The sequence below is a fragment of the Pelagicoccus mobilis genome (assembly GCF_016595505.1).
Classification (GTDB): Bacteria; Verrucomicrobiota; Verrucomicrobiia; order Opitutales; family Opitutaceae; genus Pelagicoccus; species Pelagicoccus mobilis.
In genome coordinates, this window is sequence record NZ_JAENIL010000008.1 from 53,948 (window position 1) to 78,584 (window position 24,637).

Here is a 24,637-nt window from a genome sequence, read left to right on the forward strand (position 1 = left end):
ACGACAGTGGATACGTAGATGGTCGTCCGCCATATTCAAAATCGCATTTCGCTTAAGTTGGCCTTCGCTTCATTCGTGGCGATCGTACTTTCGTTTTTGATTGGCTTGGAAATCGCCCGTCGGATATCGGAGGCTGATTTGGAGAAGGAGGACAAGCTGATCGCTCAGCTTGCGTTGCACGTGGTTGAGTCTCCCAAGCGTGCCATGCGGATGGTGGCTCTCCAGGAGAGTCTTTCAAGTTGGAGGGGAAGGCCTGAACTCCTTGCTTTGTCCGGATCGAAACCGGAGCTTGTGGAAGGACAGGGACGACTCTTGCCAGGTGGGAATTGGAAGGATGTGAGTGATTTGCCGAGCGTGGACTTGTCATTGGCTGTGGAAATGGCAGGTGGGTTTCATCGCGTTGCGGAAGATGCATTTACCTATCAGTATTTTGCGATCGATTCTGATGTCGCCGATAACTGGATACTCGTGGTTGTGCGTCGCCAGATTTCTAGGGATTGGTTGTACGAACTGGAGCGCTACCGGTCGTTTCTTTTGTTGGGGTTCGGAGTTTTTGTAGCGTTTGTTCTCTACACGTATCGTGAGCACGGTCGCATTGTGTTCCGTCCGCTTTCTCGATTGGCGGAGGAGATGGAGAGTCGGATTAACAAAGTTTCGGGTGAGGGAACGGACTTCAAGGCGGAGGGGGATGAGATCCAGTTGCTGACTGCTCGTTATACCGAGCTCGTCTCGCTTGTGGATGCGCAACGTCGGGAGCTGAAAAAGAGTAGCGAAGAATTAAGGAATCTGCTGGATACGCTTCCTGCCTACATTTGGTACAAGGATGACAAGAACAACATCCTGCGGGTGAATAAGTCTGGTGCGGAATCGGTAGGAATGAGTATCGAGGAGCTGGAGGGGAAGGCGGTGAGGGAGGTTTTTCCCGAAGATGCTGAGGATTATTACAAGGATGATTTGGAAGTGATCCAGAGTGGGCAACCAAAACTTGGATACATCGAGAGTTACTCCCCTCAGAATGGGCCCGCTCGCACGATTCGTACGGACAAGATCCCTTACGTCAATTCGAATGGGAAGGTGACGGGGGTTGTGGCTTTAGTGACTGATATCACGGAGTTGGTCGACTTGCAGGAGGCTAGGCAGGCGAGTGAGCGATTGATGAAGCGTTTGTTGGAAATCGGTAATTGGGAGGCGACCGATTTTGAGGAGCGGATACTGGCGGCGCTGAAGGATACTTGCGAGGTCTTGGGGTTGAGAACGGGGGTGCTTTCAAGAATCGAGGGGACTTCTTACCGTATCGAGCAGGTTTTCGATACAACTGGGAACTTTAATGCGGGAGAGTCGTTTCCGCTCGAGGATGTCTACTGCAATATTGTGGTTATGACCGGGCGTAGCATCGCTACGACCCATATGGGCGGGACCAGTTGGCGAGATCTGAAGTGTTATGCGAATGTACAGCTCGAGAGCTATATCGCCGCGCCGATTCGACTCGGGGGAGAGATTGTGGGAACGATCAATTTTAGCGCTCCGGAAGCGAGGAGGAAGCAGTTTTCTCAATTCGAGATCGATAGCGTGCGAATGATGGCTCGCTGGGTCGAGGGGTTGATGCGGCGCGAGCGAATGCTGAACCAGTTAAACAGGCAGACGGATGAACTGCGTTTAATTTTGGATACAACGCCGGCGTATATCTGGTTCAAAAACGACCAGAACGTTATTTTAAGAGCGAATCGTGCGGCTGCGGATTCGGTGAATATGAGTGTGGATCAGATTGAAGGGATGGAGGTTAAGGAGCTCTTTCCCGAGGATGCTGACCAATTCTATGAGGACGATCTCGCTGTAATGGAAAGCGGTGTCCCGAAGCTAGGTTATATTCAACCGTTCACGTCTCGAGAGGGGCAACAGCGTTGGTCAAGTGTGGATAAGCTGCCTTATGAGTTGTCGAATCGGCAGCGTGGCGTGATCGCGGTGGTGACGGATATTACGGAGCTGGTGGAGGTTCAGAATGCGTTGAAAAAGGCGGAGCAGGAGTTTCGTACGGCTGTTGAAGCGGCTCCGATTGGAATGGTGATTGTTGGGAGCGATGTTTGTGTCCAATTGATGAATACGGAGGCGGAACGTATTTTTGGATACGGGAGAAGCGAGTTGATCGGCGCTTCGTTTGAGCGATTCTTGGAGGATGCACAGTTGTCTGCCTTGCGGGAAATGTTCAAGAACGAGATGGCGAGAGGGGCTGAGCTGCAGTTTGGCTCTGATGGAAGTTTGTTGGCTAAGCGTCCGGACGAGAGAGTTGTGCCGATCGAGATTGTGTTCAAGGGATTGGATCTCGCGTCAGGTCCTTGCGTCATGGTTTCTGTCGCTGATATCTCGTCTCGCCTCGCGTCGCAGCAGGCGCTTAAGGATAGCCAGGAGCGTTTTCAGTTGGCGGCCCAGGGCGCGAGCGTCGGAATTTGGGACTGGTATGACATTGCAGGACAGAAGGCTTGGTGGTCTCCGAAGTATTTTGAGTTGTTGGGGTACAAGCCTGACGAGATCGAATCGAGTCTGTCGACCTTCGAGAAACTGATTCACCCGGATGACAAGGAAGCCACTTTGGATCGGGCGATGGCGAGTCTGCATGAAGGGGGCATCTTTTCCTCGGATTACCGGCTTCGGTGTAAGGATGGGGTGTATCGTTGGTTTTCGGGTAGTGGGATGGTGCTATTGGATGAAGAGGGGAACGTTCGGAGGATGACGGGCACGATTCAGGATATAGACGATCGGAAGCGGGCGGAGGAAGAGCTCTCGGATGCGGTGATCGAGTTGAAATCCGCGAACGAAGAGCTATCGAATTTCGCTTATCTGAGTTCTCATGATCTTCAGGAGCCTTTGCGTACGATTTCGAGTTTTATCAGTCTCCTGAAGGAACAGTATGGTCCGCAGCTGGACGAGGAGGCGAACGAGTACATGGACTTCACGTTGGTTGGGGTCACGCGTTTGCAGAATATGATTCGGAGCCTGCTTCGCTACAGCCGGCTGAGTTCGAAGCTTAAGAGTTCGGCTGAGGTTCAGCTGCGTGAGGCGGTGGAGATGGCGCTTTCGGATCTGAAGACTCGGATCGAGGAAACGGGAGCCGTATTCAAACTGGATGACGCGATGCCGTCTGTGACAGGTGATTTGAATCAGGTATCGTTGGTGTTCCAGAATTTGTTTAGCAACGCGATCAAGTTCAATCGTACCTCGACTCCAGAGGTTTCGGTATCGAGCTCCTTTATGGACTCTGGCGCTTTGGGAGTGGAAGAGGCGAAGAGTGGAGCGTATGTTGTGGTGGAGGTGGGCGACAATGGGATTGGAATCAAGGAAAAGTACCAGAGGCGGATCTTTTCGATTTTCCAGAAATTGCATCCTTCTGGGGAATACGAAGGGAGCGGAATCGGTCTTTCCATGGTACAGAAAATCATGCAGAGCCACGGCGGCTACGTATGGCTGGAATCTGAGGAAGGCGAGGGAAGCCGCTTCTTTTTGGCCTTTCCGATTAACGGTTCGAATTAGCGTTTTTTGAAAAAGCTGCTATTGGTTTGTAAACAGCTTCAAACCCTTGACTTAGACCCCTTAGAAGAGAAAAAGCGAAGTATGACTGAGAATGCCCGCCCGATCGAGATGTTGCTCGTGGAAGATAACGAAGCCGATATCCGGCTGACCCAAATCGCGTTGAAACAAGCGAAGCTGGCCAACTCCCTAAACGTGGTTAGGGATGGCGAAGAAGCGTTGTCCTATTTGAAAGCAGAGGGGGAGTATGCCGGACGCACGCGCCCTGATCTGGTATTGTTGGATCTAAATTTGCCTAAGCTGAATGGGGCGGAGGTGTTGAAGGAGATTCGCGAGATGGATGAGTTTAAGTCGCTGCCGGTGGTTATTTTGACGACCTCGGATGCGGATCAGGACATTTTCAAGAGCTACGAGCTGCACGCGAATTGTTACATCACAAAACCTGTGGATCTGCGAAAGTTCATGGGGGTGGTAGAAATGATCGAGGACTTTTGGGTGCGGGTGGTTACCTTGCCTCCTTCCGACTCGGAAGAGGAGTAGTTGATAGAGTTTAAGACATGAAATAGGGATGGCCGAAGCGGACCATCCCTTTTCTTTTTCTCGATTCGAGGTGTTGTTCTAGAGCTCTTTGATTTTGGCTCGAACTTCTGCGGCTTCTTGATCGCGACCGAGCTTGTCGAGGATCTTGGCCTTCAGCTCATAGGTTTCTGGGAGTTTACGTCCCACCCAAGGACGGTTGATGGCGACGTCTGCCCACTCGAGAGCGAGTTCAAGTTCCAGCTCGTTGGCCAAAAGGTAGTTGGCGGCATCCATCACATTCTGGTAGCGGAAGCCGACTGCGTTGCTCATTTCAGCTTTGAGTGACTCGACCATGATCGCGTCCGTATCGACGGAAACGTTGATCGGGATTTGCTTCTTTTCCCAGTTCAGGGAGAGGATGGCGGAGTTTTTACCGACTTTGGAGAAGCTGTAGGTGAGTTGCTCGGTATGTTCGGCGGCGGTGGCTTTGACCTTGGCGCGCAAGGCGTCGTTCTCGGGATTGTAGAAATAGCTGCCCCAGGCTTGATAGTCTTTCGAGAGGATTACGGTGACGTCATCGTTTTCCTCGACGATCAGATGCAGTCCATAGCTGCCGGCCGGGATGTTCTTCCCCTCGATTTGAGCGTCGTGAGCGATGGTGAGCACGGTGTTTTGATTGGCTCCGGCCCGCCACGGAGCGGAAGTGGCTCCCGCCCATCCTAGATTGCTGAGGCCGTAGGGGACGAGCTTGCCCCAGATTGGGCGACCGTTGACGCTGGGGCGACTGTAGTCGACCGTGAACTTGGTAATGCCGACTGTCTGGCTGACGCTGGCTGCGGGACTGACTTGTGGTACCGTGGTCATCTGGGCGTCTGCCGTCAGGACGCCGAGGAGAGTGGCGGCGAGGAGGCTTAAGGAAGAACGGTAAAGGTTCTTTATAGAGCGAAGGATCATGGTTATTAGGGGTTCAAGATTTTTAGGAATTCCTCAAGAGGGGTAGGAAGGTGTACACCATCCCTCTGTATTTCCCTGTTGAAATACCAACGAATAAGTCTGTCTTCAATTGCATTCTGATGAAACACCTACCAGCCAAAGATCGATATCAGCAAATTGAATACAATCGCTGTGGACGCAGCGGTCTTAAACTTCCTCTCATTTCGCTGGGGCTTTGGCATAACTTTGGCAGCGAGGACGATTATGCCAATGCTCGGAAGCTCGCTCTCTTTGCATTTGACAAGGGGATTACCCACTTCGATTTGGCGAATAACTATGGTCCGCTGCCCGGGTCGGCGGAAAGCAATTTCGGCAAGATCCTCAAGGAGGATCTGGCGTCCTATCGCGATGAGCTGATCATCTCTTCGAAGGCGGGCTATACGATGTGGGAGGGGCCGTATGGAGACTGGGGATCGAAGAAGTACATGGTTGCCAGTCTGGACCAGAGTCTTCAGCGTCTTGGAGTGGAGTATCTCGATATCTTTTACTCGCATCGGGCGGATCCTGAGACGCCGATCGAGGAGACGGTGGATGCTCTTGAATACGCAGTCCGTTCCGGAAAAGCCTTGTACGTGGGTTTGTCGAAATACGATCCAGAGCAAACGAGGTTGGCTTACGAGGAGCTTGGGCGTCGTGGAATTCGTTGTCTGATTCACCAGCCGCGATACAATATGATTGATCGGGGGCCGGAGGGCGGATTGTTCGATTGCCTGGAGGCGCTCGAAATGGGGGCGATCGTATTCAGTCCCTTGGAGCAAGGGATTTTGGGTGGGAGGTATTTGGATGGGATTCCATCCAAGTCTCGTGCGACAAGAGGGCATTTCTTGACCGAAGAGAGGGCCTTGAATTGGCAGAGGCTTTCTCGAGCTCTCAATGAAATTGCCGGTGAGCGTGGCCAATCGCTCGCCCAGATGGCGATTGCGTGGGTTTTGAGAAAGCGGGTCGTGACTTCAGCCCTGATTGGGGCGAGTTCGACGGAGCAGATTGCCCAGAACGTCGCGGCTACGGAGAAGCTTTCGTTTTCGGAGCAGGAGCTTGCCCGTATCGATCAAATTGTTACAGAGCTCGCCTAGGACGCTGTGCTAGGCTTCCGCTTCGGCGTCGCCGAGTTGTTCGAGCAGGTGCTTTGTTAGCTTGATGTAATCTTCGGCGAGGTTGATCGAAGCGTCTTGCTTTGACATGAGTACGGTTGGAATACCGAGCATTACGGCACGTCCTACCGTTACCGAATGTCTGACAAGGTCTGGGTAGATGTGAGTCTTTTCCGAGACCTTGCCTTGGGTCTTGAAGCGGTCGATTTGGGAGTTGAAGCGTTCGAGTGGCACGTGGATTTTGGTGCCCGGTTTCACTGCATTGAGGGCGATGCCCACGATTTCGGGTGATGGGGATCCTGCTGAAAGGCGTTGCGTCTCGGTGTCGGTCTTGAAGCGAGCGAGTTTGTCCACGAGGAGGTGAAATCCGATGATGCTCAGCGCGTCAGGATTGGATGGCACGAGTACGTGGTCGGATGCGAATAGGGCGCATTGGGTGGTGTAGAAGAAGTTTGGGGGGCAATCGAAGAGGATGAAGTCGTAGTCGTCCTCGACCTCGCTCAAGGCTTCGTAGAAACGGCGATAGAAGGGTTTATTCTCGATTTGCGGCACCTCGTGCTCGAGGTCCATGAGTGTGAAGGAGGCTGGTGCAAGGTCGAGGCGTGGGAGCATCTCATCTCCGTCTGTATCGCGGATGGGACTACGTTGAATGCAGTCGGACATCTTGGCGGACGGGTCCTTGAAAAGATTGAGCAGAAATTTCTCAGGGGTTTTATTTAAGCCATTCCAACGATCGAGTCGCATGAGCCAGATGCTCGCGTTGCTTTGAGCGTCGAAGTCGACGATCAGGACGCGTCGTCCCATATAAGCGAGGCAGGCTCCCATATTCACGAGGAGAGATGTTTTTCCTACGCCGCCCTTGATGTTCAGAAAGCTTATTTTCTGTGCCATGTCTAATTTCGTATGTGTGACAGTCCGCTCGAAGTGGAGTCGAGAACTGCGTTGCTCGCAAAATAAAATGCTGTCTCGCTTGGCTTTAACAATTCTTTAATCGAGGTGGTGGCGATCAAGTGTTTACAGATTGGCCGCCTCATCTACACTGATTTTGTTTTCTTGATGGCAGACTCGAATACAGACGGATCCATTTTCACTGAAATGGCGGCGCGCAGAAGCCGCTCGGACGAATTGCAAGCTAAAGCGATTGAGCAAGGGCTAGTTGTGGAGCAGGTAGTGACTGCGGCCCCGGAGGAATTGAGCGTTGAAGCCGAGCCCGATATGAAGCCGGCGTTTGATATGGAGAGTTTCGAGTCTTCGCTAGTATCTGAAAACGAATTACAGCCAGTTGAGACTGAAGAGACGCCGGAGTCGTTACTTGAGATTCCCGCGGATCCTGTTTCCGAGACTTTGACGGAGGCCGAAGAGCCTATCCGGAGTTTGGATACGGAGCCAGGTGAGCATTTGCCGACTGAGGTTGAAGCGACACCTGAGGCTGAGGTGACTGAAGAGTTCGAAGCTTCGGATGGGGAAGCCGATGTAGATGAACCCATTTTGGCTGAGGTCGAAGCTGAAGTCGATGTTGACTCTTCGTCTGAAGTGGAGCTGGAGGCGGAGGAAGAGCCAGTATCTCAATCTGCAGAAGAAACCGTTGCCGCCAAGGAGGTCGTGGAATCGCCTGAGGGAGTTGAAGCCGGTGAGATTTCTGAAGAATTGCCAGAAGAGGAAGGATCTGCTTCTCAAGAAGATCTGATCGAGCAAAGCGGCGATTTGCTAGGTGAAGCTCCGGAGCCTATCTCGGATGCGGAGGTGATCATGGCTGCGGAGGAATTGGTCGATAGAATCGGTTCGGTGGTTGATATTCAGAGTTTGCCAAAGACGCAGCCGTCTCGGGTTCTTTCGAAAGTCGCTAAGTCTGAGGAAAACGAGGAAAAGAAAGCGGAACCGGAGGCGATCCGATTACCCGAAGAAAACGAAGCTCCGAAGTCGGTGGAGAGTGCTGCAGAGCCGGAGCCGAGCCCGACGAAACCGAAGAAGAAAAAGAAGAAGGTATCGCTTCTAGATAGCTACTTCAAGGGGCTGTAAGCGAAAGGCGAACTCTCCTGTCTACATTTTCAAGGTCGCCTAGTACTTGAGTTCTTGCTCAAGAAAGTTTCGCAGCTCTGGCGTGTTTGGTGTATCGAAGATGTCTGAGCTGGAACCGTATTCGGCGACTTCGCCGTTTGTGATAAAGGCGATGGAATCGCTCACGCGTTTTGCGAAGCTCATCTGGTGGGTTACGACGATGCAGTCTGTGCCATCCTGTATTAGCTCTTCAATTACGTCGAGGACCTCCGCGCTCATGTTGGGGTCGAGGGCGGAAGTGGGTTCGTCGAAGAGTAGAAGGGCAGGGTCGTGGGCTAGGGCTCTCGCGATTGCGACGCGTTGATTTTGACCGCCGGAAAGCTCGGACGGCTTCTTGTGGCTGTGTTCTGAGAGCTGGAGGCGGTCGAGTAGTTCGTTTGCTCGTGATTGGGCGGCTGTTTTGTTGAAACCGTGGACTTTCTCGAGGGGGAGGGTTATGTTGGTAAGGGCGTCGAGATGAGGGAACAGGTTGTATGCTTGGAAGACTACGCCGATCGATTTGCGGTATTCTAGGAGCTTTCGTTCATCGTTTGCTAGGAGTTGGCCGTTTAGGGAGATTTGTCCGCTATCTGCTTTTTCCAAACCGGCGATCAGGCGAAGCGTGGTGGATTTCCCTCCTCCAGAGGGGCCGATGAGGGTGAGGCAACGGCTTGAGTCGAGTTCAAGGTTTAGTCCCTTCAACGCGGAAAACTCGCCGTAGCGTTTGCTGACATTTTTAAGCGAGAGGTTCATGAATCGAATGCGAGCTGCTTTTCGAGGCGTCGAGACAGGTGGAAGATGGGAAGCGTCAGAATGAGGTAGCCTATGGCTAGGGGGAAAAAGCTCTCAAAGGCGCTTAGAGTCGAGGTGTTCACCTCTTGAGCGTTTAGCGTGAACTCGCTGATGGCTATGATGGAGAGGAGCGAGGAGTCCTTGATCAGGTTTGCGAATTGTCCAGCGAGAGCTGGAAGGCTGCGCCTGAGGGCTTGCGGAAATACGACGTAGCGGAAGGTTTGGTAGGGGGTGAAGCCGATGGATTTTGCCGAAAGGAGTTGAGAGCTGCCAACGGATTCGATGCCGGCTCGAAATATTTCGGAGACATAGGCTCCGCTAAAAAGAGAGAGAATGAGAATGCCGACGATGTAGCGATTTTCGAGATGTATCGCATCGGCGAATACGTAGAAAATCATGAGCATCTGAACGAGCAGGGGCGTTCCACGGGTAACTTCTACATAGATTTTAAACAAGTAGCGTAGGGGAAGAAAACGAGAACGCGTGGCAAGAGCGGAGATTCCTCCAATCAGGCAGCTCGTGATCAATGCGGCTGCGGACACGCCAACTGTTACCAGCCAACCTTCAATGAATTTTGTCCGATACTTGTAGACGGAGCTCCAGTTCCAGTTGTAATCAAGAGAGGCAAACGCTGCGAAAGCGAGAAGGCAGAGAAATGAAAGGGCTAGCGCAAAGCTGAGCACTACGCCCAGATTGCGTGTCGGTTGGTTGGGTTGATCCCCTTCCTGAATCAGGAGTCCTTTCACCGGCTAGAATAGGAAGGGATAACCGAGCTCCTTGAAAGCTTTCTTTTCCTCGGAGAGGTAGCGGTCGCCTAATTCTTCGAAGCCGCCGTCCGCTTTGAATTTCGTGAGAAAGGCGTTCACCGAGTTTACGAGCTCTTGGTTGCCTTTGCGGATTCCGATGGCCCAGTGTTCCGTTTTGAAAGGCTTTAGAATCGGGCGTGTCGTGTCCGGATGCCGTTTCCAATTTCTGAACGTGGACATCTGGTCGTAGATGAAAGCGTCGGCCTTGCCTTGGGTGACCTCGACGACTGCGCTTGTTTCTTTTTCGAGGGGGAGCACTGTCGCGTGCTTTACGTGGTCGATCGCGTAGAGGTGTCCGGTCGTTCCTTGTTTTACAGCAATGGCGTTTCCGCTTTTGTCAGCGTCCACGATCGAATTTATGTCAGATTGTTTGGATACGAGTAGACAGAGGCCTGTCTCTAGATAAGGAGTCGAGAAATCGATCGATTGGGCTCGCTCCTCGGTCGCGGTCATGGAGGAGATGATGAGGTCGATCTTGCCGGTTTTTAGTGACGAGATGAGTCCGGCGAAAGCGATGTTTTCGATTCTGACGGGGCGACCGAGATGTTTGCCGAGTTCCTTCGCGAGATCGACGCTCACTCCGGCTGGTTCGTTATTCTCGTCAGACATTTCGAATGGAGGGTAGGACAGTTCCATACCGACGACCAAGGTATTGTCCTCCGGGCCTGAAGAACAGGAAGTGAGGAAAAGGCTGAGAAGAGCGAGGAGGAGGACGTTTTTCATTTGATGAATGCCTAGCGTTTTCGCCAGAGAGTCGCTTGGGCGATGCTGTATTGGTTTTTTCGGGAATGCTCGCGGATCAGAAAGGGCATGTCGAGGGCTTCGAGTTCATCGAATTGATTCGATAGGATCTGTTGCAAGGTTTCGTAACTCCTCACGGCTTTTCCGTCTTCTCGGAAACCTCCAAGCCACTTTTCTTTTTGGGTGTACTCTTCGAGCCAGGTGTAGGGAGAGGTGATGGCGAGAATTCCGCCCGCGTTGAGGTGTGTGCTGATCATGTTGAGGCACCTTGCTGGATCTGGGAGCCGATCGATCAGATTGGCCATTAAGATAAAGTCGAAAGCCCCAAGCTGGGGCGGGAGGTTCATGGCGTCCCCTTGTTGGAAGCTCAGTCGTTCCGGGCGAGTTGATTGGGGGCGGGCGAGTGTCACGGTCTCGCTCAAATCTCCTTCGATGGTGATTTGAGCTTCGATCGAGGTGCCATTGCTGATGCGTTCTGCCGCTTCGATGAGGCCGTGAGAGAAGTCGATGCCGATGGTCTCTTCAAAAAGAGCCGAGAGTTCGCAAGCGCTTCGACCTACCGCGCAGCCTAGGTCGAGAGCCCGGCTGTGTTTGACCGGGTGGCGGTTTGCCAGTTGAGCGCAACGTTTTGCGAAGTCTAGCGATTCGCTTGGTCCGTTGAAGTATTCAGGAGATCCGTAATGGAAAAGCAGATACTCTGAAATGGCTTTATCGGTTTCGTAGAAGCTGTCGGTGGTAGGCATGCGTGAGTAGTTTGGCCCGAAGGCTAGGTTTTTACGCGAGGTAACGGTTCGTGGTTAGAACGAAGTCAGGCTTGCTGGGATTGCGGACTGAGAAATTGAAATAATTGGCAAAAAGTCGAAATCAAAGGATCTTCTGCTTGCTATCTTTATCGTTGCTCAACTCGTTGATTCTAAAGACGATTTGTACCTCAGATCCCATGAGTCTACCCGATATACCAGACGAGGAGCTAAATCAGCTCACTTCCACCGCGCTCTCTAACGTTTTTGAGACGATGCTCAGCAGCGAGGTCCAGTTTCAAGGAGCTTCGGACCATTCTGGAGTGAAAGCTCCTTTCCCGAATCTGGGTGGTGCCGAAATGAGCATGATCTTTGTGGGCTCCGTTGGGTTTGTGGGAACGGTCAATGGCGTGATCTATCTTTACATGAAGTCGCATTTTGCTGAGGCGGCAGCGAAGAAGATCACCGGCCTGGACGATGACGATCTCGATTTCGAAATCATCTCCGACGTTTGTGGAGAGCTGACTAACGTTTTTGCGGGCGGATTCAAAAACGCATTGGCGGACCGGGACTATAATTCGGTACTGACGATCCCCACGGTTTTGAGTGGGGACGAGCTCTACATATCGACCTTGGGTGTCGTGAAGCACCTACGGCACAATTTTCTTTCCGAAGGAGACGAGATAGTGGCCGATCTCGTACTTGCGGAAAACTAGGACGCTTTCAGTCGTGTCTGGAGGGCAACGCTCTGTCGTTGCCGTGGAAGCTTAAACAAACCGGTTGTTGGCAACGACGGAGCAACTGTGTCTCATGCAAGCTGTAAGTTGAGTTTTTGTCATGGCTTGGGGATTGTCAGGGTCTCGCTTTGCTCGACGTAGGGTTCGTTGCACGAACGAAGGATCTGACGGACCTAATGCCGAAGGCACCTGTTCAACGGAGGTGACCTGACAAGCTTGTTTCTGTTGGTTCGGGTTGTAGGCAACGACGGAGCGTTGCCCTCCGGACACAATAGCAAAGGGCCTTCGCTACTAGTTCGACTGGCTGGGGACGGGCACGCCTTTGAGGGTGCTCGAAATGAATGGGATGAGCTGCTTCTTGCGGCTGACGACGCCTTGGAGATCGTAGATCGCCCCCTTCTCGACGGCGGGGTAGGAGATCCGCTCGATGAACTCGTTGTCTCCGGATATGAGGAGGAGGGAGTTGTGGCGGTTGATGTCGGTTACCAGCATGCAGGCGAAGGCGACGTCCTCGTTTGATGCGAACTTGCGTAGGGCCGCCGAAAGCTCCTCGGATTTTTCCCAGAAATTTTGGAAGCCAAGCTCTTCTATTTGAGCGACGGAGAAGCGCACGCCTCCTTCTTCGTAGAACTTTTGGTCTGCGATCACGACTTCTTCTGGTTCGACCGACTTGATGACTGAGCCGCTTGAGAATAGCTCGTGGGCGAGTTCGGCGGCTTTTATCCCGGCGATCTGCTCGAGCCAATCCACTATGTCCGCGTCTTTTTCGGTGGCGGTTGGACCTTTAAGGTTGAGCGTGTCGGTGATGATTCCGCTCATCATTATGCCAGCGATTTCGGGCGTGGGCTCGAGGTTGTGGCGTCTGAAGAGGTCGGCCACGATGGTGCAGGTGGAGCCGACGGGTTCGTTGATGAAAAGGATGGGCTGTTGAGTGTTGAGGGATCCGAGGCGGTGGTGGTCGATGATCTCGGTGATGTTCACCTCTGCGGCTCCTGGGACCGCTTGGGTCATCTCGTTGTGGTCGACCAGTACGAGGTTTGTGCTCTTGGGCTTGAGGATGTCCGTTTTGGTGAAGAGTCCGGCGAGCTTGCCGTCGTCCTCGGTTACGAAGAAGGCTGGCGCGTTGGCGCTGGCGATACGGCGGCTGACGCGAGCGATGCGATCGGAGGGGGAGAAGGTGTTAAACTTTGTGTCTACCAGGTTCTTGATTTTGGTAGCGGTACGGATTGTCCAAGCGGTAGTGGCAGAATCGTAAGGGCTGATGATGAGGGAGACTCCGTTGGCTCGGGCTTGTTCGACGACTTCCTCATCGACGCCGAGTCCACCCGTGATGACGAGGAGGCGAACCCCTATTTGGATGGAGCGTTGCTGGATGTCCCAACGGTCGCCGACGATGATGATGGATTGGTCGGCTGGGATGACGTCTGAGCCTGACATCTTCCCGAAGGAACGAATGTCCATGGCCCCGATCTTCACGTACATGTCTTCCAGCGAGTCTCCGTCGCGTAGGTTTTTGACATCGGCTTGGAGGGCGTGCGCGACGTCGGAGATGCTGGTGAAAACGTGGCGCATGGAGCGCGGCTCACTGAATTTCGGCACGAAGTAGTCGCCCATCTGGAAAATGGAGATGGAGCCTTTGAGTATGTCCTCGCTGTCGACGACGGGCAGCACGCGCACGTCGTGCTCGTCGATAAGCTGGAGCGCTTCGGACATGGTGGCGTCTTCGTGGACCTTGACGACGTTGCTCACCATGATGTCCCTGACGCGAGGCGATACGTCGCCGAGGAAGAGGGGAGTGGGCTGATTGAACTTCGCTAGGATGGTGTCGATACGGGCGTTGGTGTTGCCGCATCTGGCGGGGATGTATCCTTTTTGCCCGCTCAATATTTTGAAATTGGCGTAGGCGATTGCGGAGCAAACTGCGTCCGCGTCGGGATTCTTGTGGCCGATGACGTAAGTAACTTCCTGTTGTTCAGATCTGGGCATAGCTTGTAGGCTCGCTGGAAACATGCTCCCTTCCGTCGTCCATTCAATGCCCAAATGTGGATTTTGCGGACGCAAAGCCGCATATAGCGGAATTTTTCACTTTCGCGCCCCTAGAGTCGCCGAAAGAGATTGAAGCCGAGCGAGCTTGGGAATCTATTGGGCGCCGATGAATCAGGATCTTATCGCGAAAGTTACGTCACTTGAAGAGAGCGGAGGATTGTTGTCCTCGGCTGCCGAGAATATGAAGACTTGGCTAGCGGGAGGTTTCCTGTCCGAGATTTCCGTGGCGAGTATTGGCGAGTTGCTCGATTCCGGTAATGCGGACGAGCTAAACAACCGCTTCTACCGTGAAATCGCTTTTGGGACGGGAGGCATGCGCGGCCGCACGATCGGCTTGACTGCCACGACTCTCGAGAAGGGAGATATGGATACAAGCGGTAGTCCCGCTCATCCAGGCGTGGGCTCCAACATGCTGAACGAGTACACTGTTGTTCGAGCGACTCTCGGCCTTTTCGCTTACGCTAAAGCGTATCACGATCGCGAAGGCATCAGTACGCCGCCGAAGTTCGTGATCGCTCATGATGTGCGTCATTTCTCGCGTTTCTTCTGCGAGCTTGCGGCATCTGTTTGGGCGAAGAAGGGGGGCGAAGCTTTCATTTACGAAGGTCCGCGCTCCACGCCTCAGCTTAGTTTTACGGTTCGTCACACGGGCGCTACTTGCGGTGTGGTGATCACTGCGAGCCACAACCCGCCGCACGACAATGGTTTTAAGGCGTACTTCTCGGATGGCGGACAAGTGGTTCCGCCAAACGATACTGGAATCATCGACCAGGTAAACGCGATGCCGCTCGATGGCTTGCAGGAATACATCGGGATCGATCTTTCGAAGGTGACCGTGCTCGGCCCAGAGCTCGATGAAGCGTACGCGCAGTGCGTGGCGAATTGCGTCATCGATCAGGACGTATTCAAAAAGGCGGACTTCAAGGCGGTGTTCACGCCGATCCACGGAACGGGTGCTGTCGCTACCTTGCCTGCTCTCAAGAAACTAGGTTTGGAAGCGCTCGTTGTGGAAGAGCAACGCGAATTCGATTCCAATTTCCCTACTGTAAAGTCGCCAAACCCGGAGAACTCAGAAGCGCTTGCGCTCGCCACGAAGCTCGCTGAAGAAAACGGTTGTGACGTGCTCATGGCGACCGATCCGGATGCGGACCGCATGGGTGTAGCCGTGAAGGGGCCGGATGGAAAGATGGTTTTACTCACCGGCAACCAGATCGGTTCCATCATGGCGGAATACCGTATCTCCAAGCTAAAGGAAATGGGCTGGATCCCGCAGAATGGCGGAGATAACTGCGCTCTCGTTAAGACCTTCGTCACCTCGCCACTGCAGGATACCATTGCGAAGAATCATGGTATCAAGGTTGTTAATACGCTAACTGGCTTCAAGTGGATCGGGGAAAAACTTCGTATCTACCAGGATGAAGCGTGTGAAAAGGGCGGGGTTGCCGATTACGACTCTCTCTCCTTGAAGGAGCGAGCTGACCTTCTGCAGAAGCACAGTACTTTCTACGTCTTTGGAGGTGAAGAAAGCTACGGCTATCTTCCAAACGATACTGTTCGTGATAAGGATGCCAATGCAGCGTGTGCGCTGTTCTGCGAAATCGCAGCGAGTTTGAAGCTGCAGGGAACTTCGATGCTCGAGTACCTCGACGCGATTTACCTGAAGAACGGTTACTTCTTGGAAGGGCTCGGCCAGCTCGTCTATGAAGGCGCTGCAGGTGCGGCGAAGATCGCTCGTATCCTCGAAACCTACCGTGCGGCGCCTCCATCGGAGTTCTTGGGGAGCAAGGTTGCCAAGTTTACAGACTTTGGTGTTGAGGATGTCTTCGATCCCGATGGCAAGGAGATTCCAAAGCAGGACCTCTACTTCGTTGAATTGGAAAATGGATACCGCTACGCAGTTCGTGGAAGTGGTACGGAGCCGAAGATCAAGTTCTACATTTTCGCGAAGGAAGACGTTTCTGGCGCGGATGAGCTCGAAGCGACCAAGGGAAAAACCAAGGCGACTTTGGAGGAGCTGAAGGAAGCCATCCTCGCTGATGCTAGCGAGCGTGCCGAAAGCTAGAGCTTTCTGGTTCTGATTCTCATTTTTAAAGACCGCTTCCGATGGGAGGCGGTCTTTTTTTACCGAAACCCTCAGGGGGTCTTTTTTGAGGTCGTCTTTCCTCTTTGCCAGGAAGGGGCGATCAATAGGGCTCGAGGATCGGCTTGCAGACCGGTTTCGCCGCGGTGGATCATGCCGACAAGTGTGTCGACCGCGGCTTCGCCGGTATGGTCGTTGTGTTGGCGCATGCCGCTCCAATCAGGATCGCTCTTACGCCATTCGAGTTGGATGAGGCCAATGTCTTCGGGGGCTTTGAGTTTTAGCTTTTCAAGCCAATGGGAGACGTCGTTGTAGAGGGTGAAGATGACATCTGGTTTCTGCTCTTCCATCCACTTCGAGAAGGCGGGGAAATCGTCATCCTCGGGGCCGTTTTGATAGAACGGCTCGAGGCGGGCATCTCGGTCGAGCCGCATTTGCCCGTAGAGGTAGCCGGAGCTAAAACGTCCTTCGACGAGTCGGTCGATGGTTTCGTCGAGCACTAGCCCTGGGCGTTTGTAGCCGAGTCGAAGCGCGTTTTCCACTGCTTGCAAGGCAAGTCCATGGTGGTCGACGGAAACGTAGGGCAGGGTCGGGTTGCGTGTGCGCACTCCAGTTACCACTAGTGGGAGGGCGTCAGCGACTGGAAGAAGCTTTTCTGGGAACTGGCAATCGTGCATGAGTCCCACGGCGAGTGCCCCTTTGATTCCTCGAGCGAGCATGATCGATTTTAATCGACGTGCCTTGAGGTCCGGATCGTTCATCCAGAAATAGTCGATTCGGTAGCCCAATGAGTCTGCTCGCTGCTCGATGCCTTCCACGTACTCCGGAATGGTGGGGTGGTTTTTCAGAGAATCAGCTTCGGAGTGCGCGTTTACGAGGGCTATGGTAGCGCGGTAACTATCTCGATTTCGAATCTGCGACAGCAATTGGCCGAGGGCTGGATTCAATTGATAGCCAAGGCGATCCGCAGTGGCACGGATTTTCTCCTTCATCGCAGTCGAGACTTCGGGACTGTTACGAAGGGCGAGCGACACGGTCGCTTTGGAGACTCCTACCTCCGCGGCGATGGTGCTCATCGAGACTTTTGAGGGCATTTCTGACAAGGGGCTTGAGTTAAGCGCTGCTCATGGGGCAGCCGCTACACGAGAACGGTTTAACGGTTAAGGAATCGGTATCTTTTGCAACCCAAATGAAGCGAGTAAACCTCTTTTCATGAAGTTTTCTATTGGCCTCGATTTTGGAACGAACTCAGTGCGCTGTTTGATTGTGAGAACGGACGGTGAGGGTGAAGTTTCCTCAGCTGTTGTTAATTACCCCTCTGGTCACCAAGGTATCCTTTTAGATTCGAGCGACCACCATCTCGCTCGCCAAAGTCCTGCGGATTACTTGAGCTCGCTTGAGAAGGCGACGATTGATGCGATTGCGGCCGCTCGTGAGACTTATCCGGATTTTGATCCAGCGAATGTGATCGGTATCGGAGTTGACACTACTGGATCGAGTCCAATGCCGGTGGACGAAAAGAATCAGGCCTTGGCTGAGTATCCAAAATGGAAGGACAATCTCGCTGCTCAATGTTGGCTGTGGAAGGATCACACATCGTACGAAGAAGCGGCAAAAATTACAGAGATAGCGGGCAAGGAGCGTCCTCAGTATCTGGCAAAGTGTGGCGACACCTATTCTTCTGAGTGGTGGTGGAGTAAGATCTGGCATTGTTTGAACGTGGCTCCGGAGGTGTTCGATGCTGCTTACTCTTGGGTCGAAATCGCGGATTGGATTCCCTCGCAACTCGCCGGGGTGAGTGATCCGAAGCAAGTTAAGCGTGGTGTTTGCGCGGCTGGACATAAGGCGTTTTACGCGGATGAATGGGGCGGACTGCCGGACAAGGAGTTTCTTGCAATGCTTGACCCAAAGATCGCGGATCTGAGTGACCGGCTGTATGCAAAAGCTCATGACGCGTCTGAAACTGCGGGAACGCTTTCGGCAGAGTGGGCGACGCGTCTTGGTTTGCCAGAGGGCATACCGCTGGCAATCGGAGAGTTCGATGTTCACTACGGCGCGATCGGCTGTGGCGTAGAAGAGGGTACTTTGGTTAAGGTTATCGGAACTTCGACTTGCGACTGCGCGGTTGTGAAGGCGAGTGGCGATGTGCCGGACGTCCCCGGGATTTGCGGCATTGTTCGCGGTTCGATTTTGCCAGGTTACTTCGGTGTCGAAGCTGGACAGTCTGCGGTGGGCGATCTTTTCAAGTGGTGGGTAGAGGGCGTGTGCCAAGGTGATGATGCGACGCATATTGAACTCACCGAGGAGGCCGCTAAGCTTTCTCCCGGGCAGAGTGGCTTGCTCGCCCTCGACTGGAACAACGGAAACCGAACGATCCTTGTTGACCAGCGACTCACTGGCTTGGTGCTTGGTCAGACTCTTCACACGAGCCGTGCCGAAATCTACCGTGCTTTGATTGAAGCCACCGCGTTTGGCGCTCGTATGATCCTTGAGCGTATCAGCGAATATGGAATTGCGGTAGACAAAATCGTTTGTGCCGGCGGTATTGCGGAAAAGAACGCGATGCTGATGCAGATCTACGCTGACATTACGGGTCGCGAAATGCGTGTGTCGGCTTCCTCGCAAGCGTGCGCCCTTGGAGCCGCGATCGGTGCGGCAGTTGTCGCGGGAGCCGAGGCCGGCGGGTTCGACGACTTTGAATCGGCTCAAAGCGCTATGGTTGGCGTTAAACCTGATTGCTACAAGCCAGACCCAGAACGCCATGCTCAGTACAACAGACTTTTTGCCTTGTATAAGAAAGTTCACGACAACTTTGGCGGCGTTGAAGCCGTGGACCTTGCCCCGGTAATGAAGGAGTTGCTGGATATCAAAGAAGGCAAATAAGCGAAAATCCTATCTCCTCAATACCCTCAGAAATAGTAAATGAAATCAGCATTTGAGACAAAAGAAGTCTGGTTGGTTGTTGGTAGCCAGCACCTTTATGGACCAGAAACACTTAAGCAGGTCGAAGCCGACTCTAAGGTCGTAGCCGAGTCTCTCGATTCGGACGCGAATGTCCCTGTTAAGGTTGTTTTTAAGGCACTGGTAACTACTCCAGATGAGATCAAGAAGGTTTGCTTGGAGGCCAACAACGCTTCTCAGTGCGTAGGCCTCACCCTTTGGATGCATACGTTTTCTCCATCCAAGATGTGGATACGCGGGTTGAATGCTCTCAAGAAACCGTTCTGTCATCTTCACACCCAGTACGCTCGCGACTTGCCATGGTCGTCGATCGATATGGACTATATGAACTTGCACCAGTCCGCGCACGGTGGTCGTGAGTTCGGGCACATTTGCGCTCGTCTTCAAAAGGAGCGTGCGGTGATCGTAGGTCACTGGGAAGATCCGAACGTGCGTGCAAAATTCGCTCGCTGGACTCGTGTCGCAGGAGCTTGGGCTGCTAGTCAGGAGCTGAAGGTTGTTCGTTTTGGCGACAACATGCGCCAAGTCGCGGTGACCGATGGTGACAAGGTTGAAGCTGAATCAGTATTTGGATACAGCGTAAACACGCACGGTGTGGGCGATCTCGTCGAAGTGATCAACGGAATCGGCGATGCGGAGATCGACGCCCTTTGCGGGCAGTACGCTGATGAGTACGAGCTTTCTTCTAAATTGGTTGATGGCGGTGAGTTACGCGCTTCGCTTCGTGAGTCTGCTCGTATCGAGCTTGGTCTGCGTTCCTTTTTGGAGGCGGGTGATTTCGGCGCGTTTACGGACACGTTTGAAGACTTGCACGGCATGGTGCAGTTGCCGGGCCTTCCTGTTCAGCGTTTGATGGCTGATGGTTATGGTTTCGGTGGTGAAGGCGATTGGAAGACTGCTGCTCTGGTTCGTACGATGAAGGTGATGGCTAGCGGAGCGGATGAGGGAACTTCCTTCATGGAAGACTACACCTATCACTTCAATCCAGCCGGTAACCGTTGCCTGGGCGCTCACATGCTTGAGATCTGCCCATCGATTGCAGATGCTAAGCCTTCTTGTGAGATTCACCCGCTTGGTATCGGTGGAAAAGCTGATCCTGTGCGTCTCGTTTTTAATGGTAAGTCGGGGCCTGCAATCAACGCATCGGTGGTGGATATGGGGAACCGTTTCCGTCTGCTCGTGAACAAGGTGAACGCGATGCCGCCTGAGCAAGACCTTCCGAAGCTCCCTGTGGCACGTGTCCTCTGGGAAGTGCTGCCGAATCTTGAGGATGGCGCTGCTGCTTGGATCTACGCTGGGGGCGCTCACCACACCGGTTTTAGCTACACGGTGAATGCGAACGATATGGAGATGTTTGCGGCTATGGCAGGTATTGAATATTTGCTGATCGACGAAGATACCAAGCTTCGTGAGTTTAAGAACGAGATTCGCTGGAACAATGCGGCTTACGGTCTTAAAGGTCTGTAATTGCTTATGAATTACAAAGACATCAGGGAAGAGTGCGTTGCGGCGAACAAGGAGCTGCAATCACTTGGACTTATCGATATCACTTTCGGAAACGTTAGCGTGCTGGATCCAGCCGCTGGCGTTTTCGCCATTAAACCGAGCGGCGTTCCGTACGACGCTTTGACTCCTGAGCAGATGGTCTTGCTCGATCTCGAGGGTAAGGTAGTGGAGGGCGATCTTCGCCCATCTTCGGATGAGCCGACGCATCGGCGTCTTTTCATCGAGCTGGGCGATAAAGGAATTACTTCCGTGGTGCATACGCATTCTCGCAATGCGGTCGGATTCGCTCAGGCGGAGCGGAGTATCCCTTGTTTGGGTACGACTCATTGCGACTACTTTCGCGGTCCCGTTCCGGTGACTCGTGCGATGACTGTGGAAGAGGTGGAAGGAGCTTACGAGTGGGAAACTGGAAACGTGATTGTCGAGTTGTTTTCTGAAGTGAATCCCCTGGAGGTTACCGCAGCTCTGGTTCGCAACCACGGTCCCTTCGTTTGGGGCAAGAACGGGGCCAAGGCAGTTGAGACCGCGTTTGCTCTAGAGATCGTAGCCGATATGGCGGCGAAGACTCTGGCCCTTAATCCCGAAGCGGCAGGAGCTCCCGCTCATTTGTTGAAAAAGCACTACGACCGCAAGCACGGTCCGGGCGCTTATTACGGGCAGAAATAGTTTGTCTGCCTTCGAATCCCTGTACCCCTAAAATGAAAATAGCTAAATCTGTTCTATTGGTATTGGTGGCGACTTGTATCGCCGCTCTGACAAAAGCTGAAACCGAAAAGGGTTCTATCAGCTTCGCTCCATACGGGAAGGTAGATGGTAAGGATGTTAACCTCTACACGCTCAGTTATGGCGACCTGACGGTCGATATCACAAACTACGGTGGCATCATTACCCGTATCCTCGTTCCGGATCGGAATGGGGCGATGGGTGATGTGGCCCTTGGTTACAACTCTGTCTACGAGTACATCGAGGAGACTCCGTATTTTGGGGCCCTGATCGGTCGTTACGGGAATCGTATCGCGAATGGCCAGTTTAAGCTGAACGGAAAAACCTACAAGTTGGCGAAGAACAATAACCCAGGTGGGATTGGCTGCAATCTTCACGGGGGCGATAAGGGCTTTGACAAGGTGGTTTGGGAGGCGGAAACCTACTTCGAAGGCGGATTGCCAAGCTTGAAGCTTAGCTACTTGAGTGTCGACGGGGAGGAAGGGTTTCCTGGAAACTTGAAGGTCGAAGTTACGTATTCGCTAACCAAGGACGCTGGAATCCAGATGGATTATTCTGCCACTACGGATAAGGCGACGCCGGTGAATCTGACCAACCACAACTACTTCAATCTCCGTGGCGAAGGGGCGGGTTCGATCAATGGTCACGTGATGCAGATTTATGCGTCAAACTACACTCCGGTTGGCGCTGACTTAATTCCAACGGGAGATATTGCCTCTGTTGCTGGTACGCCATTCGACTTTACCAGTCCTGTGGCGATTGGCGAGCGTGTGGAGGATGAGCATGAGCAGTTGGCTTTTGGCGGCGGGTACGACCATAATTGGGTGCTCGATAACCAAGATGGCGATATGGCCTTGGCCGCAAGTGTCTACGAGCCGAGCTCGGGGCGAGTGCTGGAGGTTTGGACCGAAGAGCCAGGGCTACAGTTTTACGGTGGTAACTTCCTCGATGGAAGCATTGTAGGGAAGAGTGGTCGCGCGTACGAACATCGCGATGGCTTCTGTTTAGAGTCTCAGCATTATCCGGATTCGCCTAACCAGAAGAACTTTCCAAGTACGATCTTGAAGCCGGGTGAGGTTTACGAGACGTCGACCGTTTACAAGTTCAAGACGAGGTAGCGTTTGAGGAGGCGTGGGACGGTGCCCACGCTCTACCTCTAAAAAGTAGGAGTTACTTTTTCTCCCAAACGGTTACTTCAGCTACGTTGTGGTCGAAGGTGCGAGCCGTTTTGCGGAGCACGTATTCGACATCTCGGGAGTTTCCGAGTTGTTTGAAGTTGGCTGAAAGGATGCGGTCAAACGCGTCGCGGGTCGTGACGTTTTCGCCATCGACTTTGAACCCTCCGAGCCAGTTCTCTTGCTCTGTGATGTTCGTTTGCCAGTCGTAGGTCGAAGAGATCACGAGGAGACCTTTTTCGTTGAGGCGGTCATGTACCGACTTCAGGAACTTCTCCGGGCTGTAGGTCCTCTCGAGCAGTGTATCGAGTAGGATCAGATCGTAGCCGGAGTATATCTCTTTTAGGTTGGAGAGGTCGCCCTGCATGAAGTCGACGTTGTCTCGGACGCAGTCTAGACCAAGCTCCTGTAGGTTGGCTTGGTGGAATGAGACGATCTCACCTTCCTCTGGCAGGACGTACTGGGTGTAGCCTTTGTCTTTCATCTGCACGCCGATACGGATCATGCGAGCGGTGAAGTCGATGCCAGTGACGTGTTCGTATCCAGCGGCGAGTTCGAAGGCGGAGCGACCTGTTTTGCAGCCGAGAGCGAGGGCTTTCCCGCGTGTGCGTTTGGTGGCGAGATCGAGGCAGATTTGGGCGATCTTTTCGGGATAGTTGGCGACTCCGAAGTACTCTTTTCCGTAATTGAATTCGCAGTACGGAATGACTTCAGGGTCTGTTTCCCAGGAATCGTCTGGGATTTCGACTGGAGCTTCGCTCACGATGTAGCGGAAGCCGGCGTGCTGATAAAAGTGACGACGGAACGCGTAGCGCGAATCGCGCATTAATTCGTTGCCGGTAGATATCCAGGAGCCGCCTTTGATCATGTTGTGTTTTGTGTCGAAGGTCGGAGTTGAGAAATCGTCGTAGAGCGGGTGGATCTCGAATCCAGCGTATCCGCGAATGGGTGTCTCAGTGTGCTGCCAGACGTTGCCAACAACATCATAGAAACCGTGCTTAAATTCATGAGTGTCGACAGGAACGGAAGACGCAGGTCCTTCTAAATTGAGATTGCCGGGGACTTGTTCCCATTCTGGAGCGTCAGGGAGTGCGACGTAGTCTAGGAGTCGATACCATTCTTCTTCCGTGGGAAGGCGAACTGGTTGGCCGGTTTTTTCCGCTTTCCAATTACAGAAAGCTTTCGCCTCTAAGTAGTTTGTTTCTGCAGGCCACGACCAAGGCATGTCGATTTGATCGAGCATGGTGCGGAATTTATAGGATCCATCCTCTTGGGGGAGCCAGAAGCGAGGGCAGGTTGCCTTTTCGTAGCTTACCCAGTTCCAGCCTTCTTCGGTCCAATAGCTTTGAGTGGAGTAGCCTCCGTCTTCGACGAACTCTAGAAACTCTTTGTTGGATACGAGGTACTTGCTTGCGGAGAAATGTGTGATGTCTTTCGAGTAGCTTCCGTATTCGTTATCCCAGCCGTAGTACGCGTCTTCACGGGATTTGCCGAGCTTTACTTCTCCGGCGGGAACTTCGATCAAGCTGTTTGAAACGGGTGAGGTGTCTTCGGAGCTCGGCTGCCAAAGCGGATGTTGACTGTCCAGCTGCTCGAGCGGTAATTGGCGAATCAATACGGAGCTGGTTTCGAGGTGAATTCGTTCGTGCTCTATCCCCATCATGATTGGCCAGAATGGGCTCTCCCAGCTGATCGGCAGATTGACAGGAAGTTCGGTAATGAGGTTGTCGATACAGTCTCGGACTTGGCTGCGATATTCGCGAACTGCTTCAGGATCGGGCCATTCGTAGTGCGCCTCATTGAGATCGTCCCATGACATCTCGTCGACGCCGATGGCGAATATGGATTCGAATTTGGGGTTGATGCGGTCGACTAGCTTGGCGAGGACCAGCTTGTTCATGAAGAAGGTAGCGGTGTGGCCGTAATAGAAAATGAGCGGGTGGCGCAGGGCGTCGGCTCGGGTGGTATAGGCTACCTTTTTTATCATTGGCTCGAAGAGAGCCTCGTAGGCATCGTATGTTTGGTGAAAGTAGCGGCGGATTTCTTCGCGTTTTTCTTCAGGGTCTCCCTCGGAAAGGTTGAGGGTGTAAGGTGTTTTGATCTCCGAGGTAAGTGAGTCAGTTATCATAGGGTTCTGCTGGTTGGAGTTGTCCTAGGGGTACGAGCAA

General features: G+C 53.1%; 19 protein-coding genes. 10 read left to right on the forward strand and 9 right to left on the reverse strand.

The features are described from left to right. Positions 1-18: 18 nt before the first annotated feature. Together JIN87_RS05600 and JIN87_RS05605 are read left to right on the forward strand one after the other, a co-directional pair. Positions 19-3,525, forward strand: a complete 3,507-nt coding sequence (locus tag JIN87_RS05600; RefSeq protein WP_200354548.1) for a PAS domain S-box protein — start codon at positions 19-21, stop codon at positions 3,523-3,525. Positions 3,526-3,606: 81 nt separating this feature from the next. Continuing rightward, positions 3,607-4,062: a response regulator gene (locus JIN87_RS05605; protein WP_200354549.1), complete on the forward strand. Its 456-nt coding sequence runs from the start codon at positions 3,607-3,609 to the stop codon at positions 4,060-4,062. 78 nt (positions 4,063-4,140) lie between these two features. Here the strand turns inward: JIN87_RS05605 and JIN87_RS05610 are convergent, their stop codons facing one another. Next, the gene (locus JIN87_RS05610) at positions 4,141-4,995 is read right to left on the reverse strand and encodes a DUF2911 domain-containing protein (RefSeq protein ID WP_200354550.1); all 855 of its coding nucleotides are present in this window, start codon (positions 4,993-4,995) and stop codon (positions 4,141-4,143) included. Positions 4,996-5,114: 119 nt separating this feature from the next. Between JIN87_RS05610 and JIN87_RS05615 the strand changes: the two genes are divergently transcribed. Continuing rightward, positions 5,115-6,107 carry an aldo/keto reductase gene (locus JIN87_RS05615; RefSeq protein WP_200354551.1) on the forward strand — a complete coding sequence of 331 codons (993 nt, stop codon included), beginning with the start codon at positions 5,115-5,117 and terminating at the stop codon, positions 6,105-6,107. 9 nt (positions 6,108-6,116) lie between these two features. Here the strand turns inward: JIN87_RS05615 and JIN87_RS05620 are convergent, their stop codons facing one another. After that, positions 6,117-7,016 carry a ParA family protein gene (locus JIN87_RS05620; RefSeq protein WP_200354552.1) on the reverse strand — a complete coding sequence of 300 codons (900 nt, stop codon included), beginning with the start codon at positions 7,014-7,016 and terminating at the stop codon, positions 6,117-6,119. Positions 7,017-7,181: 165 nt separating this feature from the next. On the opposite strand from JIN87_RS05620, the gene JIN87_RS05625 reads away from it, so the two are divergent. Beyond that, positions 7,182-8,144, forward strand: coding sequence for a hypothetical protein (locus JIN87_RS05625; RefSeq protein WP_200354553.1), 963 nt, complete (start codon positions 7,182-7,184; stop codon positions 8,142-8,144). Between the two features lie 39 nt (positions 8,145-8,183). On the opposite strand, the gene JIN87_RS05630 is transcribed toward JIN87_RS05625, so the two are convergent. The 4 genes from JIN87_RS05630 to JIN87_RS05645 are packed head-to-tail and all read right to left on the reverse strand — an operon-like array spanning position 8,184 to position 11,244. Continuing rightward, positions 8,184-8,915 (reverse strand): amino acid ABC transporter ATP-binding protein, encoded by a 732-nt coding sequence (locus tag JIN87_RS05630; protein WP_200354554.1) that lies wholly within the window; start codon positions 8,913-8,915, stop codon positions 8,184-8,186. Next, positions 8,912-9,700, reverse strand: a complete 789-nt coding sequence (locus tag JIN87_RS05635; RefSeq protein WP_200354555.1) for an amino acid ABC transporter permease — start codon at positions 9,698-9,700, stop codon at positions 8,912-8,914. Before JIN87_RS05635 ends, JIN87_RS05630 begins: the two co-directional genes overlap by 4 nt. A 3-nt stretch (positions 9,701-9,703) precedes the next feature. Next, entirely contained in the window at positions 9,704-10,483 is a 780-nt protein-coding gene (locus JIN87_RS05640; RefSeq protein WP_200354556.1) for a transporter substrate-binding domain-containing protein, read from the reverse strand. Between the two features lie 11 nt (positions 10,484-10,494). After that, complete coding sequence (locus tag JIN87_RS05645) at positions 10,495-11,244, reverse strand: putative 4-mercaptohistidine N1-methyltransferase (RefSeq protein ID WP_200354557.1); 750 nt, start codon at positions 11,242-11,244, stop codon at positions 10,495-10,497. Between the two features lie 197 nt (positions 11,245-11,441). On the opposite strand from JIN87_RS05645, the gene JIN87_RS05650 reads away from it, so the two are divergent. Continuing rightward, entirely contained in the window at positions 11,442-11,957 is a 516-nt protein-coding gene (locus tag JIN87_RS05650) for a chemotaxis protein CheX (protein ID WP_200354558.1), read from the forward strand. Positions 11,958-12,269: 312 nt separating this feature from the next. Here the strand turns inward: JIN87_RS05650 and JIN87_RS05655 are convergent, their stop codons facing one another. Beyond that, positions 12,270-13,964: a putative manganese-dependent inorganic diphosphatase gene (locus JIN87_RS05655; protein WP_200354559.1), complete on the reverse strand. Its 1,695-nt coding sequence runs from the start codon at positions 13,962-13,964 to the stop codon at positions 12,270-12,272. A gap of 166 nt (positions 13,965-14,130) precedes the next feature. Between JIN87_RS05655 and JIN87_RS05660 the strand changes: the two genes are divergently transcribed. Then, the gene (locus JIN87_RS05660) at positions 14,131-16,086 is read left to right on the forward strand and encodes a phospho-sugar mutase (protein WP_200354560.1); all 1,956 of its coding nucleotides are present in this window, start codon (positions 14,131-14,133) and stop codon (positions 16,084-16,086) included. 71 nt (positions 16,087-16,157) lie between these two features. Here JIN87_RS05660 and JIN87_RS05665 read toward each other — a convergent pair whose 3' ends face one another. Then, positions 16,158-17,198: a LacI family DNA-binding transcriptional regulator gene (locus JIN87_RS05665; RefSeq protein ID WP_200354561.1), complete on the reverse strand. Its 1,041-nt coding sequence runs from the start codon at positions 17,196-17,198 to the stop codon at positions 16,158-16,160. Between the two features lie 118 nt (positions 17,199-17,316). On the opposite strand from JIN87_RS05665, the gene JIN87_RS05670 reads away from it, so the two are divergent. From JIN87_RS05670 to JIN87_RS05685, 4 genes are read left to right on the forward strand one after another with little or no spacing between them, the layout of a single operon-like run. Continuing rightward, the gene (locus JIN87_RS05670) at positions 17,317-18,987 is read left to right on the forward strand and encodes a ribulokinase (protein WP_200354562.1); all 1,671 of its coding nucleotides are present in this window, start codon (positions 17,317-17,319) and stop codon (positions 18,985-18,987) included. A 39-nt stretch (positions 18,988-19,026) separates the two neighbouring features. Further along, positions 19,027-20,532 (forward strand): L-arabinose isomerase, encoded by a 1,506-nt coding sequence (gene araA, locus JIN87_RS05675; RefSeq protein WP_200354563.1) that lies wholly within the window; start codon positions 19,027-19,029, stop codon positions 20,530-20,532. A 6-nt stretch (positions 20,533-20,538) separates the two neighbouring features. Further along, positions 20,539-21,237 carry an L-ribulose-5-phosphate 4-epimerase AraD gene (gene araD / locus JIN87_RS05680; protein ID WP_200354564.1) on the forward strand — a complete coding sequence of 233 codons (699 nt, stop codon included), beginning with the start codon at positions 20,539-20,541 and terminating at the stop codon, positions 21,235-21,237. Between the two features lie 32 nt (positions 21,238-21,269). Next, the gene (locus JIN87_RS05685) at positions 21,270-22,412 is read left to right on the forward strand and encodes an aldose epimerase family protein (protein ID WP_200354565.1); all 1,143 of its coding nucleotides are present in this window, start codon (positions 21,270-21,272) and stop codon (positions 22,410-22,412) included. Between the two features lie 52 nt (positions 22,413-22,464). On the opposite strand, the gene ovoA is transcribed toward JIN87_RS05685, so the two are convergent. Then, a complete protein-coding gene (gene ovoA / locus JIN87_RS05690) occupies positions 22,465-24,597 on the reverse strand; it encodes a 5-histidylcysteine sulfoxide synthase (protein ID WP_200354566.1) in 2,133 nt (710 codons plus the stop codon). Positions 24,598-24,637: the final 40 nt, after the last annotated feature.